We start from the raw sequence: 16,683 nt of genomic DNA on the forward strand, positions 1-16,683 counted from the left end.
TTTTTTAATATTCTATTTGATAATAATCGAGGTAATAAATCCTATTTTAGAGTAGTTGTAGTATTTTTAAATCTAAAAAAAATATAAAAAAATGAAAAATATAGTAGTAATACTCCTTTGTACCTTCTTTTCATTAGGGGTTCAAGCGCAAAGTTTTATTGGGGCCTGGGAAAGAACCTATACTTTAGAAAATGATGAGAAACTTAAAAGTGTTTTGATTATTGCAGATGGCTTTCAAGTAACAAGCACATATAAGGCTAGTACGGGTGAATTTATACGCACAAACGGCGGGACTTGGAATTTAAATGGTGATACAATAACGGCAAAAATTGAATTTGACACGAAAGATCCTGAACGGGTTGGCACTGAAGTAAGTTTTGGCGTGTTTAATAATGATTCTATTATGGGAATTTTAGATAGTGAGATCGTTTACAATAGAATAGATCATGGAGACCCCGGGAAATTACAAGGCTCCTGGTTAATGTCTGGCAGAATTAGAGATGGAGAAATACAGCTACGAGACACGAGCGGACCAAGGAAAACTATGAAAATTTTATCCGGGACGCGTTTTCAATGGATTGCCTATAATACAGAAACCAAACAATTTATGGGCACCGGCGGGGGATCATATACCACCGAAAATGGAGAATATACAGAAGCTATCGAATTCTTTTCCAGAGACAACTCTAGAGTAGGTGCTAGTTTAAAATTCAATTATAGCTTAAAAGATGGAAATTGGCATCACTCTGGCTTATCAAGTAAAGGAGATCCCATTCATGAAATATGGAGTTTAAGAGAGTAGTCTTAAAAATACGAGATTCACAAAGTTTTTAATTTTGAGGCTTTAGTATATTTTTAAATCAGTGTTGCTTAATAAGAATCATTGAAATAGATGTAATACAGAATACTCTAATTCTCTACCTAACCTATTATAATCTTAATCATTTATACAAGGATTTTAATTAATAATTGCAACAATCCTCAGCGGTGCACCACTACCTCCTTTTATTTTCATTGGTAAGGCGATTACCTTAAAATCTTTACTGGGAAGTTTATCCAGATTCGTCAGATTCTCAAAAGCAGGAATATTTTTAGAAAGTAATGTAATATGACTTTCGAAATCTTGAGATTGACCATAATCTATGCTGGGAGTATCTATCCCTATCGCATGAATATTTCTATTTTTCACCAGCCACTTTGCCGCTTCCGGAGCTAATCCCGGAAAATGCAATTTTTTAACCGCTTCTTCTCCCCGCTCTTCAGTTCCCAAATATTTTAATTTGTCCGGGTATAATTTTGAAAAACCTGTTTCTAGCAAAATAATACTGCCGACCTTAATTTTACCATTTTCTTCCTCCCAAGTCTTAATATCTTCAATACTAATAAGATAATCTGGGTTTGCAATTGCATTTTCAGAAACATCTATTTTAATGGCATCGCCAATAAGGTTAGAAAGCGGAATTTCATCTACCGTCTGCCCATTTTCAGCAAAATGTATAGGTGCATCTATATGTGTTCCTCCATGTTCTGCGGTGGCAAAATTATTCGCTGCGTAATAAAAACCTTTATCGGTTATACCTTTTGCAACTTCTTCCATTTCGAATTCTTTGGCCGTTACCCAATAAATGGTTTCTTCAGAAAAAGAATGAGAAAGATCTATAATTTCGCCCATAGGAATTTCAGCTTTTTCTGAAGCAGGAACCTCTTTAGAGCGTTCTGCTTTTTTATCGCAACCGATGATTATTAATAAGCAAATCAAAAAAAAAAGTCTTGATGATTTTCATGATTTCTATAAATTAGGTTTTGAAGTCGGTTAGCCTTTCTATTCTGCCTGCTCATAAGCTTCCTTTAGCCAAGCCTCTAATTCGGCGTCTACTTGTCCAACATCACTTAATCTAACCCGATGGGTACACATAGTGCCAAAAGGCCCTGAATTTTCAAGTCTTTCTGTAGTGGGTTTATCATTGAATTTTAAACCTAGATCTATTCTGGTTTTCGTGGCCGGTTTAATTAAAGCAAATTGTCGTTTTCTAATAATGCTAACACTTGTCTTTTTAGGGGTGACAGTGACATCATCTCCAAAAGTTGTTACTACCGATAGTAGCTTTTTATAGATAGGTAATAAATCTTCTTTTCCTTGATATTGATTTGCCACAAGATCTTCCGGCTCCTCGTTTTTTTCTTTCGATAATTGCACAATAGTATTGGCAAAACCGTGTGTTACTTTATGCTCTTCCTTCAAAAACTTCATTGCCTCCCCGTGTTTGGCGAAAGCTTTCTTTTTCAATAATTGTTTCCACTCTTCTAAAGATTTACCAGTTTTCTCGGGCATATTGGCGATCATTGTTTCTAGTGCTTTGTCCATATTTAAAAGTTTTACGTCTATTATTTAATAAACTAGATTCATTTTTTATTATTTGATGCTATCGACCTTCTTTTTTTCAATATATGAGTTTAATAGCTTTCCCGTCTTTTTCTGAATTTGATCTCTCATGTATGAAGACCAGCCCAAAAAATACCCACTGCTTCCCAGAGCCTGCTTAGACCATGTCCAGAGATTAAAATCATCTATATGCTTTATGATCTTGTCCTCTTTAAATTGAAAATTAGCAGTGACATTATTAATAACGGTTCTTTTTTTTTGGCCCATACTTATATGTAGCTGTCCATTTCACCTTCCCATATTCTTTATTTACCTCTAAGATGTCATAACTTATGGAAAGCTTACCATTCTTTTTGCTAAGCAACATTTCCCACATACTTTTTGCCCTGTCCCCTTTAAGGATACCAAAAGCCGGGTCTTGGAATATAATATCTTCATGATAACAAGCTATCATTCCCTGCGCATTTCCATCTGAAAACGAACTATAAAATTTATGCAAGAGCTCTTTATGATTCATTTTTAATCGGTTTTAAAAAATGCTAAATACTATTTGTTCGAGTCCTTCGATTCCGCTAAATCTGGCACCTTTGCTACACAGTATTAACCTGTCTAAAGTAAAGTCAAAACATTTTGGCAGCTAGTTCAAACGGCTCGGGGGTTTCAAAGTTTACTCCCAACTTATTGAGATGCTGAAACAAGTTCAGCATGGCGTTAAAAACTGAAGAAAGCTTTTTAAAATAGTAATTTATGAAAAAACGAAAAATCAGTTTTATTAAAGATACTCGAATTTATAATTTCATTCTATAAATGGTTTTCCCAATTCTAGAAAATCCTAAATTATAGATTTCATCTAAAAAATCAATCTACATAATAACGAACCATTGGCCTGTTCTTAGAAGTGCGATCCACAATTTGAAAGCCTGCTCGTTCAAAAGATTTATATAAGCCTATCCAAGCAAATGAGTCCGGCAGTTTTTCTTGAGTTGGAGTGGTTGGATATGCTTCAATAATTTTTATACCTTGTTCTCGAGCATACTTTATAACTCCTTTTAGCAATGCTACAGAAACTCCTTGTCTTCTAAATTTCTTATCGATAAAAGTACAAGGGATAGACCATACTAATTGGTCGTCTATTGGTTTATGCACTCTCGATCTACTTAGCTTGAGGAAGTCTTGTCTGGGAGCAAAGGCACACCAAGCGATTGGGATTTCTTCATAAAAACCAAGAATTCCGGTTGGGTGGCCTGCCCAAACTAGCTTTTTCATAGCTTCCTTGTTTCCACCATCAATCTTGCCCTCGATAAATTCAGCTTTATTGAGACGGTCATACATACACCAACAATTTCCGCAGGCTCCTTTTTCACCAAAGAGGTGTTCAAAATGATGCCAGTTGGACTTGGTTAATGATTCAAATCGTAGGGATCCTAAAAATTCGGGATCTACATGGCGGCTGTCCATCACAATTGATTTTAGTTCAAAGTTACCGATTCTCTTTTGAGATCGATCAAAGGAGTTCCAATAAAATTCTATAGGAAATGCAACTCCAATAACATCATTCCTCAGAAAAAAGAAAAAGGTAAATGAGTGATTTCATTTACCTTTTGAAATAAGTTCGGAAATCTTATTCTTTTCTGGCTATTTCGGTTTTCCAATCTTCTAGATAAGAATAGAATTCGTCCAATTTTTTCATTGCCATATCCTGGCTACCCGCTAATTTACTCATCTCTCCCATCCATTTCACATCGTTTGGAGTCATTTCGTAATTTAGGGTTTCCAAGCCTTCTTCCATTTCCCAGATCACCACCATGTCGTAAGTTCCGGTAGTCATGTGATACGCATTAGGAGCTGGGATGCCGGCATTTTGATCGGCCTTGGCAAAATAATCCTTGATAAGAGTCTTGGCCTTGTCCATTTTACCGGGCTGGAATTTTATGAACACCATTTTCACCCAAACCGGGTTTTCAATTTTTTTGGCTTTTATTTCCTGGGCAGAAAGGAGTTGACCAGAGAAGAAAATGGCAATCGCTAAAAAAAAATACTTGAATTTTCTCATGATTGTTGATTTTAATTAATAAATGATTTTTCAACCAAAGAGAAACAGGTTAAATTCAAAATCAAAAATCGATGTGGGTATAGTTTGGAGCTGAAATATAATTAGTTCCGTAACTTCTAAATTAATTAAAATATTTTATATTCAATTAATAATCAACCACTTAAATGTTTAGTGCTTATGTAAAATTCAATGATTTTATAAATCAACAGCCGTGATTACAAATCAGCTATTTTTTTATTCAATAATCGGATTTCCGCTTCCGCAGAAGTGAGTGAAATAGCTTTTAAATAATTTGTTTCAGCTAAAGCTTTATCAGATTCCGCATAAATTTCGCCTAGCAGACTATAATACAGATAGTTTTTTTGCCATTCTTTTAAAAACTCCGACTTCTTCAATTCTTTTAAGGTGAATTCGCCACCCTTCAATTTATAAACCACCGTTAATCTATTAAGCGCCACTACAGAAGTTGGATATAACTGAAAAAGAAGATCGTAATATGCCAATATTTGCTTCCAATTTGTGTCTTCATAGTTTTTGGTAACACAATGCTCATAAGCTATGGCGGCTTCAATATGATAGGTACTTAATTTCTCACCAGAGGCTGCTTTATTTAAATATTGAACTCCTTCACTTATAAGTTGTGCATTCCAATTGCCTCTATCCTGTTGTGCCAATAAAACAATTTCCCCTTCCGGAGTTATTCTACTTTCTATTCTGGAGGCGTGAAAACACATGAGTGCCATGGCAGCATATACTTGCGGTAGTTGCGTTTGGCTATGATCGCACAACAACTTGCAGAGGTACATCGCTTGGTGCAAAAGATCTTTTCTTATAAGTTCGTTGGATTTCCCCGAATTATAACCTTCATTAAAAATGAGATAAATGGCCTTTAACACTGCTTCTATTCGTTCCTGAATTTGATTATCCTCAGGGAATTCAGGCTTTATTTTTTCTTTTCTGAAAAATTCCCGGGTGCGATATAATCTTTTCGAGATGTTTTCTTCTGAAGTTAAAAAAGCACTGGCAATTTCTGAAGTAGAAAATCCACAGAGTGTTTTTAGAATCAGTGTAATTTGATTTTCGGGAGAAAGTTGTTCATGACAACAGGCAAACATCATTCGCATAAGATCGTCCTGGATCTCATCCTCCTGCCATAATTTTTCCATCTGTGCACTCATGGTATATTCAGACTGTAAGAGCTTCCTGTCTGGATCGGAGAAATCTATATTCGAAGAATACTTGTTTCTTCGTATTGCGTTGATTGCCTTATTTTTTGCAACGCGCATGAGCCAAGCCGGTGGATTTTCCGGCAAGCCTTTTAAAGCCCAGTTTTGCACAGCGGTAATAAATGTCTCTTGAACTACATCTTCGGAAAGCTGTAAATTCTCTATCCCAAAAATCTTTACAAGTACTGCCACCATCTTTCCGGCTTCACGCCTAAAAAGGGAATCTGTTAATACTTGTATCTCTTTTTTCAAAATTTAGTTTGATTATAAAAGAATTTATTTCAGAATAATTTTAAAAGAAACCATTCTTAAGACTAGGCTAAAAAAGTTCAACCATCTAATTAGACTGCGCCCAATAAAGATGGTTGAAACTTATACATTTTAAATTTAATTACTCTGCAGGAAAATCTGGCGCACTCATTAATTCATGCATTTGTTGTACATGACGATCTGTGTGTCCAGACATAAATAAGATTACCTGTAAACCATCCAGAGTTCCAAAAGGCAATTGTGCATAATGGTTTCTAAGATCGTCCTCGGTATCTTTTAAATAATCTATATGATCTTCTCTACTGTCTTTAAAAGTCTCTAATGTAGCTTCGAAGTCTCCAAACTGGCCAGTTGGCTCCATTTGCTTTTGGGTTTTTACTTTGGTAGACCGGTCTTCAATAAAGCCAAGAATTTGCTCATCGCTCATTTTAACCTCACCTCGTCTGGAAGGATCTGCAGGAGTTTTTAAGCTTTGCTTTACCATTCCAAAAATTCCATTTTCTGTAATCGCCAAATGCTCTGTGATCTCTACAAGAGACCAAGTTTCAGCATCGGGTTTGTAGTTAAGTTGAGCCTCAGACAATCCATCTAAAGCGCTTAACATTTCGTCTCGAGAATCTGTAAGTTCCTTAACTGCCATTTCTCGTTCAGCATCTGTAAGTTTTATAGTTCCGGCAGTGAAACTTACTAAAACAAACATTACGATAGGTAAAATGATTTTTTTCATAATTTAATTACTTTAAAATTACATTTTTAATTCACTAATTTCTCTCACTTCCACAATTCCATTTTCAAACTCTAAGATAGGACATCCACTCGATATTTCCAGTGCCTCGTCATAAGAATTCGCCTTACATGCAAGGTATCCTCCTACCATTTCCTTTCCTTCCATAAATGGACCATCGCTTATTACTTTACCCGTACCACGTACAACTTTTCCGGTTTCGTTTAAAGGTTGTGCTCCAATGAGTTTACCATCTTCTTGGAGGCTACCCATCCATTGCATCCATTTTTGCATGTGTTGTTGCCATGCCTCAGGAGATTCGTGATCGTCTGGTCCTTCCCCTCCTCTAAATAATAATAAATACTCTTTCATTTTAATTCGATTTAAATTCTTAATTCAAGGTTCTGCTTTTTACAGAATCAAGCTTCTTAGGGCATAACACTTCAGAAAAAAATATTTGGACATCATTTTCTAATTATTTTTTAAATGATTAAAACAGTACTGAACATCTTATTCTTAGAAGCATGAATTTTTTTTACAAAAAATATATTATTAATCATTATAAAATAACGATTTAAAAACCACTCAACGAAAAAACACTTCAATCTAATAAAAAGTTATTTATATTACCCGCATCCCCAGTAAGTTATATTTATTGGAGTGAGCCCTAACCTCAATTTATTGCTATTTTATGTTCAAAAAGAGTATTTCTTTAACTACATACAAAAAACTCATTCTACTTATAATATTATTAGGTGGACTGTTTACAGTAATGTATATCACTCTTTTCTATTATATTAATCAACAGGAGTCTATTGTACAAAAAAAATGCTGTAGAACAGTTAAATAATGAAGCTCGATCCCTTTACGAGTTAAAATCTGAACCTTTACTTTCCACCATAACAGATCTCACTTATTGGGATAAGTTCGTAGACTATTTTGACAATCTAGACCATGAATGGTACGATGAAGATGTTGCATCTGTAATAGAATCGTTTGATATAGATTATGTTGCTGTTTACGACTTAGATGCCAGAATGCTAAGAAACCAAAAGACAGCTAATCTTAAAACTGAAGATTTTATTCCGCCTTATGCATTCAAACTATTACATAAAGAGAAATTCATAAAATTTCATATGATCATTCCGGAAGGCTTGGTAGAAGTAATGGGTGCTACAGTTCATCCAACCGATGATCCTGAAAAGTTGGAAACAGAACCCTCAGGTTACTTTTTTATTAGTAGGTTGTTAAACAAAGAATACACAGATAATTTAGCCCAAATTAGTGGAGCATCCGTTTATATTTCTGAAGAAATGGATATCGCGACACAATCGGCTACTAAAAATGAACCAATTGCTTATATAGCTTTGGAAAATTGGAACCACGAACAAATTTCACGACTCGTATTCCAAAGACCAACCAACATTCAATTTGACACCACAAAGCAACTATTTTATGTAATATTACTCGCTTTCTTCATCAATTTATTGTTGATCATCTATTTTTCCAAAAAATGGGTCTATAAACCACTTCGTTTAATTACAAAAATCCTTAAGAAAAAAGATAAAAAAGCTATTAAAAATTTAAAAAGGGTTTCCGGTGAATTTGGTGATATAGGCGATTTATTCGAACTAAACAATCAACAAAATGAAGCTCTTTTAAAAGCAAAAAATAAAGCCGAGGAGAGCGATAGATTAAAAATGGCATTTCTAACTAATCTATCCCATGAGATTAGAACTCCTATGAATGCTATTTTAGGATTCTCAGAGCTAATAGATGACTCTAATTTATCTAAAACAGAACGCTTAGAGTATATAGAAATAATACAAAAAAGCGGGAAGAATTTAGTTCTTATTATAGACGATCTTATAGAAATGTCTAAAATAGATTCTGCCCAAATCGAACCAAATTACACATCTATTAACCTTCAAAATTCACTGAAGGAAATTTACAATGCTGTTAAAATAACGATTCCCCGAAAAGAACATATTGACTTTCTATTAGAACTTCCGGACATACCTTTCGAAAAACATGTGATGATAGATATCACTAAACTAAAACAGATTATCACAAACTTGCTTACCAATGCCATAAAATTCACAGAACATGGTTTTATAAAATTTGGCTATACAGTTGATGCCTCGAAAAAGAGACTAATTTTTACCGTAGTAGATTCGGGACAAGGCATTCATAAAGATGATCAGATTTCAATTTTCAATAGATTTAGGAAACTAGATAAAAAATCTTCTGAATTTAAAAGCGGACTAGGATTGGGACTAGCAATCTCTAAAGCTTATGTAGAGATGATGGGTGGCGATTTAAGCTTACAGTCTGAAATTGATAAAGGATCTACGTTCACCTTCACCTTACCCTTAATTTTGGATCATTTGAATGAGCATATTGGAGAAAACTGTCCTGTTAGTACGGTTATGTATAACAACCAATTAATTGGAAACATCCTAGTGGCAGAAGATGATAATATAAATTTTTTATTAGTAGACAAACTTATAAGATCTAAAAATCATGATGTAGTTCGGGCAGTAAATGGTATCGAAGCAGTAGAAAAATGTTCAAATATGCCAGAAATCGATTTGGTTCTTATGGATATAAAAATGCCTGAGATGGATGGTTTTGAGGCGATGAAAAGAATTAAGCTAATTAGACCTCATTTGCCTGTAATAGCACATACCGCTTATGTTTCAGAAGAAATTAAAAGTGAAATTACGAAGGCAGGTTTTTATGGATATATTAAAAAGCCTCTACAAAAAGAACTTTTGTTCAATATGATGAATGAAGCATTATTGAAATTTCAGAAAAAAATAAACTAATAAATCTAAATGAAAAGTACGCTCCCATTTCTATTAATCTTTAGTTTTACAGGAATTTTAAATGCTCAATATCAGGAAAGTTTAAAAGATACTATTGAAGTCGAAAAGGAATCCAGTTTTAGCGCACAAGTGGACATACTTAATCAATATCTCTGGAGAGGACAATCCTATGGAGGAAAATATGTTGCTGCGCAACCTAGTTTAGAATATGCCATTACAGACAATCTGAGTATTGGCATTTGGGCAACAACTAATTTTCAGAAGCTATATTATGAAACAGATGAGTTGACCCCTCGTGCTTATCAAGAACTAGATTTAGGAATAAGTTATGCGCTAAATAATTTTATTACGATTGAATTGTGGGATTATTATTATCCTTCAGTAGAAAAATTTGATGATGAAGACACCAGCATTTTTAATTTTGGTGATGATGGCGTGCAAACCCTAGATGCACTCTTGATTTTTGATTTTTCTGAGATCTGGCTACCCCTCGAGGCTTCTATTAGCACTTTTATTGCCGGAAATGATTATAGATATGATAGCGATGAGGAAAATCCGAAACAAAACTTTACAACCTATGTGGAGTTAAATTATTATTTTGAAGATGTGCTGGCTGAAATTGAAATAAATCCTTTTGCAGGAGCCGTTCTAAATAATCAAGCCGAATATTATGAATATGCAGATTTTGATAAAGTGTCTTTTATAAACCTAGGTGTAGCTTTAGCAAGAGAATTTAGCTTAAACAACGACTTTAGTGTTCCTGTAAATCTCAAATACATACATAATGCAGCAACAGAAAATACTGATATATTTGGGCGTAATTTTATTGTAGCTGGAATTGCCTTAGTTTATAATTAACATTTAAAATTATCAGACTTTATCTGAAAAGTTAGCCTCGATTAGCCCTAATAAGATTTAATCAAAAGCTAATAAATCGGGTTCTAAAAACCGCTGTTTGGCAATTCGAGAATTATAAATACCTACTTTATAATGAGCTGCTATTAAGTCTCTAAACCTGAGTTTAAGTCTAGGGAATTCCTTAATTAAGTCTTTAAAATTATCCGACTCAGATTTCTGCATAAAATGATGAACTGCTTTGATCGCAGCCACAGTAAGCGTCTTATTAAATTTATCTTCCACTCCCAACTTTTGCACATATCTCCAAATTTGAGACGTAATGTTTTCGATAGCCTGTTCTTCGCCATACTTAGAAATATGGATATATGCCAACCTTAAATGCGCTTCATGACAGAAAAGAGAAGGATCCAATTGGGTGGAAGCAAACTGATTTTCAAATTCAGCATCTGTAAGGTCGAAATGAGAACTCATAATTGTCAATTATTTAATTTGAAGTATATGAAGATATAAAATCTAAGAATTAACGATGGATTTAATGTTCCCGGATTTTGAAAAATAAAAACCTTAGATTTGAGTTTATAAAAGTTAAAATGTCTAATTGTTAATATTGAAATCTTATTCTTTATATTAGACACTTGCTAATTTGTATTTTTGCACAAACTCCCTTGAGAATTTATGGCCAAGAAAAAAGCCTCGACCAGAAAAACTAAAAATACGAAGATCAAAAAACCGGGATTCAAGTTTTCCAGGCAACAAAAAGTAGTTTTAGGTAGCTTCCTAATGCTTTTAGGTATCGCCTTAATTATTGCTTTTATTTCCTTTTTGTTTAATTGGCAAGCAGATCAAAGTACGCTTCAAGATTTTAGCAATCGCGAGTTGGTCGCTAAAAATTGGATGAGCAAATTTGGTGCAAGCATCAGTGATTTCTTCATTTATAATGGTTTTGGACTTGCTGCGTTTATATTAGCCAGTTTGGTTACTCTTACAGGAATCTATCTTTTCTTTGATTTCAAGCTGAAAAATCTTTTTAAATTTTGGTTCTGGGGATTATTAATGATGGTTTGGTGGGCTGTATTCTTCGGTTTTTTTGCTGAAAAGAATGCCATGTTAGGTGGTCGTGTGGGGTTTGAGATCAACGATTATTTACAAGATTACATAGGTCTTATAGGAACATCGCTGTTGCTTAGCTTTGTGCTCATAGCGTATCTGGTTATTAGATTAAAAATAACTCCGGAACTTATAGGCTCATTTATCAATACCAAAAAGAAGGAAATACGAGATGATTTTGAAACATCATCCACAACTTCAATACCTGTAAATAAAACTCATGAAGAAGAAGATTGGGTTTCAACAGTAATTCCAAAAAAGGAAACTACCACTATTGAAGATAAATCTAAACCTACACCACTAACAGTAAACAATGATGCTCCTGCTCCCAAAAAGCCAGTAATAGACGAAGACTTGAAAATGGAAGTAGAAACTGTTGAGGAGGAAGCTGTTGAAGATACGCTGAGCGGTAAATTGGTAAAGGATTTTGGGGAATTTGATCCAACTTTGGAACTTAAAAATTACAAGTGGCCCACTATAGATTTTCTAAAAGATTATAATGCCGGCGGTGGTGGAATAACTGTAGATCAAGAAGAATTAGAAGAGAACAAAAACAATATTGTTTCTACGCTCAAAAATTATAAGATCGATATTGCTCACATAAAGGCGACCGTTGGTCCAACGGTAACTTTATATGAAATAGTTCCTGAAGCCGGAATCCGTATCTCCAAGATTAAAAACTTAGAAGACGATATTGCCCTTTCACTTGCGGCCTTAGGAATTAGAATCATTGCTCCAATCCCGGGGAAAGGAACCATTGGTATCGAGGTACCTAATAAGAATGCTACTATAGTTTCTATGCGCTCTGTAATTGCGTCGCCAAAATTCCAAAATGCTGAAATGGAATTGCCTTTGGCCTTAGGGAAAACTATTTCTAATGAAACTTTTGTCGTAGATCTTGCTAAAATGCCTCACTTGTTAATGGCGGGAGCTACAGGACAAGGAAAGTCAGTTGGGTTAAATGCCATTTTAACTTCCCTGCTCTATTGCAAACATCCGGCAGAAGTGAAATTTGTATTAGTAGATCCTAAAAAAGTGGAACTTACGCTGTTCAATAAGATTGAGCGCCATTATCTGGCAAAGCTTCCAGGATCTGAAGATGCAATTATCACAGATAATTCTAAGGTGATTGCTACTCTTAATTCTCTCTGTATAGAAATGGATGACCGTTATAATCTTCTTAAAGATGCAATGGTTAGGAACATTAAAGAATATAATGTAAAATTTAAAGCTAGGAAACTTAATCCGGAGAACGGACATCAGTTTCTTCCTTATATCGTATTGGTGATCGATGAATTTGCCGATCTTATAATGACAGCCGGAAAAGAAGTGGAAACACCGATCGCAAGATTGGCTCAATTGGCTCGAGCTATTGGAATTCACTTAATTATTGCAACTCAGCGACCATCGGTAAATGTTATTACAGGAATCATAAAAGCAAACTTCCCGGCTAGGGTTGCTTTTAGGGTAACTTCTAAAATAGATTCCCGAACGATTCTGGACAGCCAAGGAGCCGATCAGTTAATTGGACGAGGAGATATGTTATTTACGCAAGGGAATGATTTGGTACGCCTTCAATGTGCGTTTGTAGATACTCCGGAAGTAGATAAAATCACAGAATTTATTGGTTCCCAAAAAGCATATCCCGATGCTCATTTACTCCCAGAATATGAGGATGCAGAGAGTGGCACAGGACTTGATATAGATGTAAGCGAGCGAGATAAATTGTTCCGGGAAGCCGCAGAAATTATAGTGATTGCGCAACAAGGTTCTGCCTCTTTACTACAACGAAAATTGAAGTAGGATACAACCGTGCCGGAAGAATTATAGATCAGTTAGAAGCTGCCGGAATTGTAGGCCATTTTGAAGGGAGTAAAGCCCGACAGGTTTTAGTAACAGATCTCGTCTCTTTAGACCAGCTATTAAACGATTGAGACACAAAATTAAAAAACTAAAAATGAAAAGACTAAGTATTGTAATGATTGCATTATTCAGTGTATTTACCATGAATGCTCAGGAATCTGCAAAAGCAAAAAAAATTATTAAGCGAAGTATCTTCAAAGGTAAAAGCCTATGATAATATGGTGATAGATTTCAAGTATTCTTTGGAAAATACTGCAGAGAGCGTTAGCCAAGAAACTCGTGGTGATGTAAGTATTAATGGGAATAAATATGTGTTGAATTTAATGGGAACTACCCAATTATTCGACGGGAAGAAAATTTATACCATTATTCCGGAGGATCAAGAAATTAATATATCAAACTACGTAGAGGAAGATGATAATAATATTACGCCTTCTAAAATGTTCACTTTTTATGAAGAGGGATACACCTACAAATGGGATATTACCCAAGACGTAAAAGGTAGACAGATCCAATATATTAAGTTAACTCCAATGGATAGCAAAGCCGATGTAAAGAACATCCTTTTGGGAATAGATAGCCAGACCAAGCACATTTATAACTTAATCCAGACGCAGGATAATGGAACAAAAATTACCATTACTGTGAAAAGTTTCAAAACAAATCAGCCTTTAGCTAAAAATCTTTTCAGCTTTAATGAGGCTCGATATAAAGATTTTTATATCAACCGATTAGATTAAATTGAAAATACTAGACCGGTACATATTAGTAAGTTATTTAAAAACATTTTTTGTTGTTTTTATCATCTTGATGTTCATTTTTGTACTTCAAACCATCTGGTTATATATAGGTGAACTTGCCGGAAAAGATATAGATGCAGGAATTATTCTAAAATTCCTGCTTTATTTTTCTCCAAAATTAGTGCCTCTAGTTTTACCGCTTACAATTTTGCTGACTTCCATAATGACTTTTGGAAGTTTTGCTGAAAATTATGAATTCGCTGCCATGAAATCTTCTGGGATCTCATTAGGGCGTGCGATGAGAAGTCTAACTATATTCATCGTTTTTATAAGTCTTGTAGCCTTCTTCTTTTCTAATAATGTAATTCCTGCTGCAGAGTTTAAATCGATTAATCTAAGAAAGAATATAGCGCAGCTAAAGCCCACAATGGCTATTTCTGAAGGAGTTTTTAACGACATTCAAGATTTTAATATCAAAGTAGATGAAAAAACTGGCGACAACGACCAGTATCTAAAAAATGTGATTATCCATCAGAAATCAACAAGAGGTGGAAATCTTACAGTTATGAAAGCTACTGAAGGAGAGCTTGTGGGTAGTACAAATTCTGAGATATTATCTCTAATTTTGAAAGATGGTAATTATTACGATGAAATTCCACAAAAGGATCCCTCCAAACGTGCCAATAAACCATTTGCCAAAAGTTATTTTAAGGAGTATATTATCAATATTGATATTTCTAATTTCAATAATGTAGATTTGGATGATGAGAATTATAAAAATTCTCAGAACATGCTTAGGATTGGTGAGCTTTCACAAAGTATAGATTCTTTTTCTACCTCTTATAATCAAGAATTAAACAAGTTCGCCGATGTTATTTATAGCCGTACCGGTGCAACTTATTTTGCTATCAATTACAAAGCTAAAGACTCCATCACCAATTTTGATGAATCGATTCTCGAGTTATATAATAATAAGAATGCTTTACAAATTGTAGATCTTTCCTTGGGGTCTGTTAATGCAGCACTTTCTAATGTTACCATAAAAAAACAGGAGTTTAAGAATAGTGCAAGACAACTGAACAAGTTTGAAATAGCACTACACGAAAAATACGTATTGGGCGTAGCATGTATTATTTTATTTTTTGTGGGAGCTCCATTGGGAGCAATAATTAGAAAAGGAGGAATGGGATTACCTATGGTAGTGGCCATTTTAATATTCCTCTCCTACCATTTTATAGGGATTTTCGCTAAAAACAGTGCAGAAGATGGCAGTATGAGTCCATTCCTAGCCTCCTGGCTTTCTACTTTAATCATGTTGCCACTGGGGATATTTTTAACCTATAGAGCAACAACAGATCAAGCCTTTTAGCCGTTGGAAATTTCATGGCTCCAATTAATAAGCTTATTAAAAAACTCTTCAGGAGTAAGACGGAAACAAAATAGATTAAATATCTTTGCAGCCTGAATAAGAAACTATTATTATGCCGCAAGCAATCCAAAACAAACAACAATTAAAATTACATTCTATCCAGGAAGCCATAGATGACATCCGGGCTGGAAAAGTTATTATTGTTGTAGATGATATAGATAGGGAGAATGAAGGAGATTTTCTTGCCGCAGCAGAAGCTGTAACACCTGAAATGATCAATTTTATGGCTACTCATGGCCGCGGACTTATTTGCGCTCCAATTACTGAAGAGCACTGCAAAGAGTTAAAGTTGGAAATGATGGTTGGGAACAACACCGACCCAATGGAAACTGCTTTTACCATTTCTGTAGATTTAAAAGGGAATGGTGTGACTACCGGGATCTCCGCTTCAGATAGAGCAAAGACCATTAAAGCATTAATAGACCCAGACACAAAACCCATAGATCTTAGTAGACCAGGACATGTTTTTCCTTTGAAGGCTAAAGAAGGAGGCGTTTTAAGAAGAACCGGACATACAGAGGCTGCTATAGATTTTGCTAGATTAGCTGGCTTTCAACCCGCAGGAGTGATAGTGGAAATCATGAATGAAGATGGAACGATGGCAAGATTACCTCAGCTTATGGAGGTTGCTAATAAATTTGATCTTAAGATTGTTTCTATAGAAGATCTTGTTGCTTATAGAATGCAACACGATTCCTTAATCGAGAAAAAGGAGGATTTTGATATTCAAACAAGATTTGGAACCTTTAGATTAAGAGCTTACAAGCAAACTACCAATAATCAAGTTCATATTGCACTTACAAAAGGAACTTGGAAAACCAATGAAGAGATTTTGGTACGTGTAAATTCTACCCTAGTCAATAATGACATCCTAGGAACGCTTACCAATAATGCCGATAAAAAGCTGGACGACATGTTTAAGGCTGTTAACGACGAAGGTCGTGGAGCTATAGTCTTTATTAATCCTGCCAGCCAATCGCTTAATTTATTAAGTAGGCTATCAGAACTAAAGGAACGCCAGAAAAAGGGAGTAGTTAAAGCACCGCCAATTATAATGGATTATAAGGATTTTGGAATTGGCGCACAAATCTTACACGATCTGGAAATTCATAAAATTAAATTGTTATCTAACTCTCAACAAACAAAACGTGTGGGAATGATAGGTTATGGTTTAGAGATTATGGAATATGTAAATTATTAGA

Annotated in this window: 16 protein-coding genes and 1 pseudogene; 7 read left to right on the forward strand and 10 right to left on the reverse strand. The window is 34.7% G+C overall.

The annotated features are described in order from the left end of the window. Window positions 1–91 precede the first annotated feature (91 nt). A complete protein-coding gene (locus ON07_RS07565; RefSeq protein WP_010229662.1) occupies window positions 92–802 on the forward strand; it encodes a hypothetical protein in 711 nt (236 codons plus the stop codon). Window positions 803–958: 156 nt separating this feature from the next. Here the strand turns inward: ON07_RS07565 and ON07_RS07570 are convergent, their stop codons facing one another. From ON07_RS07570 to ON07_RS07605, 9 genes are all read right to left on the reverse strand, one after another. Beyond that, window positions 959–1,759 carry a cyclase family protein gene (locus tag ON07_RS07570; RefSeq protein WP_010229663.1) on the reverse strand — a complete coding sequence of 267 codons (801 nt, stop codon included), beginning with the start codon at window positions 1,757–1,759 and terminating at the stop codon, window positions 959–961. Between the two features lie 63 nt (window positions 1,760–1,822). After that, a complete protein-coding gene (locus tag ON07_RS07575; RefSeq protein ID WP_010229664.1) occupies window positions 1,823–2,365 on the reverse strand; it encodes a DUF4287 domain-containing protein in 543 nt (180 codons plus the stop codon). A 48-nt stretch (window positions 2,366–2,413) separates the two neighbouring features. Then, complete coding sequence (locus ON07_RS17085) at window positions 2,414–2,650, reverse strand: hypothetical protein (RefSeq protein ID WP_237708881.1); 237 nt, start codon at window positions 2,648–2,650, stop codon at window positions 2,414–2,416. Further along, complete coding sequence (locus ON07_RS17090; protein WP_237708882.1) at window positions 2,622–2,900, reverse strand: nuclear transport factor 2 family protein; 279 nt, start codon at window positions 2,898–2,900, stop codon at window positions 2,622–2,624. The genes ON07_RS17085 and ON07_RS17090 overlap by 29 nt, the downstream gene beginning before the upstream one ends. A 341-nt stretch (window positions 2,901–3,241) precedes the next feature. After that, entirely contained in the window at window positions 3,242–3,841 is a 600-nt protein-coding gene (locus ON07_RS07585) for a GNAT family N-acetyltransferase (RefSeq protein ID WP_010229665.1), read from the reverse strand. Between the two features lie 163 nt (window positions 3,842–4,004). Then, complete coding sequence (locus tag ON07_RS07590; RefSeq protein ID WP_010229674.1) at window positions 4,005–4,436, reverse strand: hypothetical protein; 432 nt, start codon at window positions 4,434–4,436, stop codon at window positions 4,005–4,007. A gap of 215 nt (window positions 4,437–4,651) precedes the next feature. Further along, entirely contained in the window at window positions 4,652–5,914 is a 1,263-nt protein-coding gene (locus ON07_RS07595; RefSeq protein ID WP_010229675.1) for an RNA polymerase sigma factor, read from the reverse strand. Window positions 5,915–6,053: 139 nt separating this feature from the next. Continuing rightward, entirely contained in the window at window positions 6,054–6,659 is a 606-nt protein-coding gene (locus ON07_RS07600) for a DinB family protein (protein ID WP_155807179.1), read from the reverse strand. 18 nt (window positions 6,660–6,677) lie between these two features. After that, on the reverse strand, window positions 6,678–7,028 hold the full coding sequence (locus ON07_RS07605; RefSeq protein ID WP_010229677.1) for a YciI family protein: 351 nt from the start codon (window positions 7,026–7,028) through the stop codon (window positions 6,678–6,680). 443 nt (window positions 7,029–7,471) lie between these two features. Here ON07_RS07605 and ON07_RS15945 point away from each other — a divergent pair, with 443 nt between their 5' ends. Then, window positions 7,472–9,484, forward strand: coding sequence for an ATP-binding protein (locus ON07_RS15945; protein WP_010229678.1), 2,013 nt, complete (start codon window positions 7,472–7,474; stop codon window positions 9,482–9,484). Window positions 9,485–9,493: 9 nt separating this feature from the next. Beyond that, window positions 9,494–10,342 carry a TorF family putative porin gene (locus ON07_RS07615; RefSeq protein ID WP_010229679.1) on the forward strand — a complete coding sequence of 283 codons (849 nt, stop codon included), beginning with the start codon at window positions 9,494–9,496 and terminating at the stop codon, window positions 10,340–10,342. A 57-nt stretch (window positions 10,343–10,399) separates the two neighbouring features. Here the strand turns inward: ON07_RS07615 and ON07_RS07620 are convergent, their stop codons facing one another. Further along, window positions 10,400–10,813: a hypothetical protein gene (locus ON07_RS07620; protein ID WP_010229680.1), complete on the reverse strand. Its 414-nt coding sequence runs from the start codon at window positions 10,811–10,813 to the stop codon at window positions 10,400–10,402. A 204-nt stretch (window positions 10,814–11,017) separates the two neighbouring features. Here ON07_RS07620 and ON07_RS14885 point away from each other — a divergent pair. The 4 genes and pseudogenes from ON07_RS14885 (at window position 11,018) to ribB (ending at window position 16,682) form a co-directional block, all read left to right on the forward strand. Next, window positions 11,018–13,383: pseudogene (locus tag ON07_RS14885) on the forward strand (DNA translocase FtsK). 147 nt (window positions 13,384–13,530) lie between these two features. Beyond that, entirely contained in the window at window positions 13,531–14,052 is a 522-nt protein-coding gene (locus tag ON07_RS07630) for a LolA family protein (protein WP_316928114.1), read from the forward strand. A gap of 1 nt (window position 14,053) precedes the next feature. After that, window positions 14,054–15,421 (forward strand): LptF/LptG family permease, encoded by a 1,368-nt coding sequence (locus tag ON07_RS07635; protein ID WP_081483382.1) that lies wholly within the window; start codon window positions 14,054–14,056, stop codon window positions 15,419–15,421. Between the two features lie 112 nt (window positions 15,422–15,533). Continuing rightward, window positions 15,534–16,682 carry a 3,4-dihydroxy-2-butanone-4-phosphate synthase gene (gene ribB / locus ON07_RS07640; protein WP_010229684.1) on the forward strand — a complete coding sequence of 383 codons (1,149 nt, stop codon included), beginning with the start codon at window positions 15,534–15,536 and terminating at the stop codon, window positions 16,680–16,682. Window position 16,683 lies beyond the last annotated feature (1 nt).

The sequence above is a fragment of the Gillisia marina genome (genome assembly GCF_000258765.1).
In the GTDB taxonomy this organism is placed as follows: domain Bacteria; phylum Bacteroidota; class Bacteroidia; order Flavobacteriales; family Flavobacteriaceae; genus Gillisia; species Gillisia marina.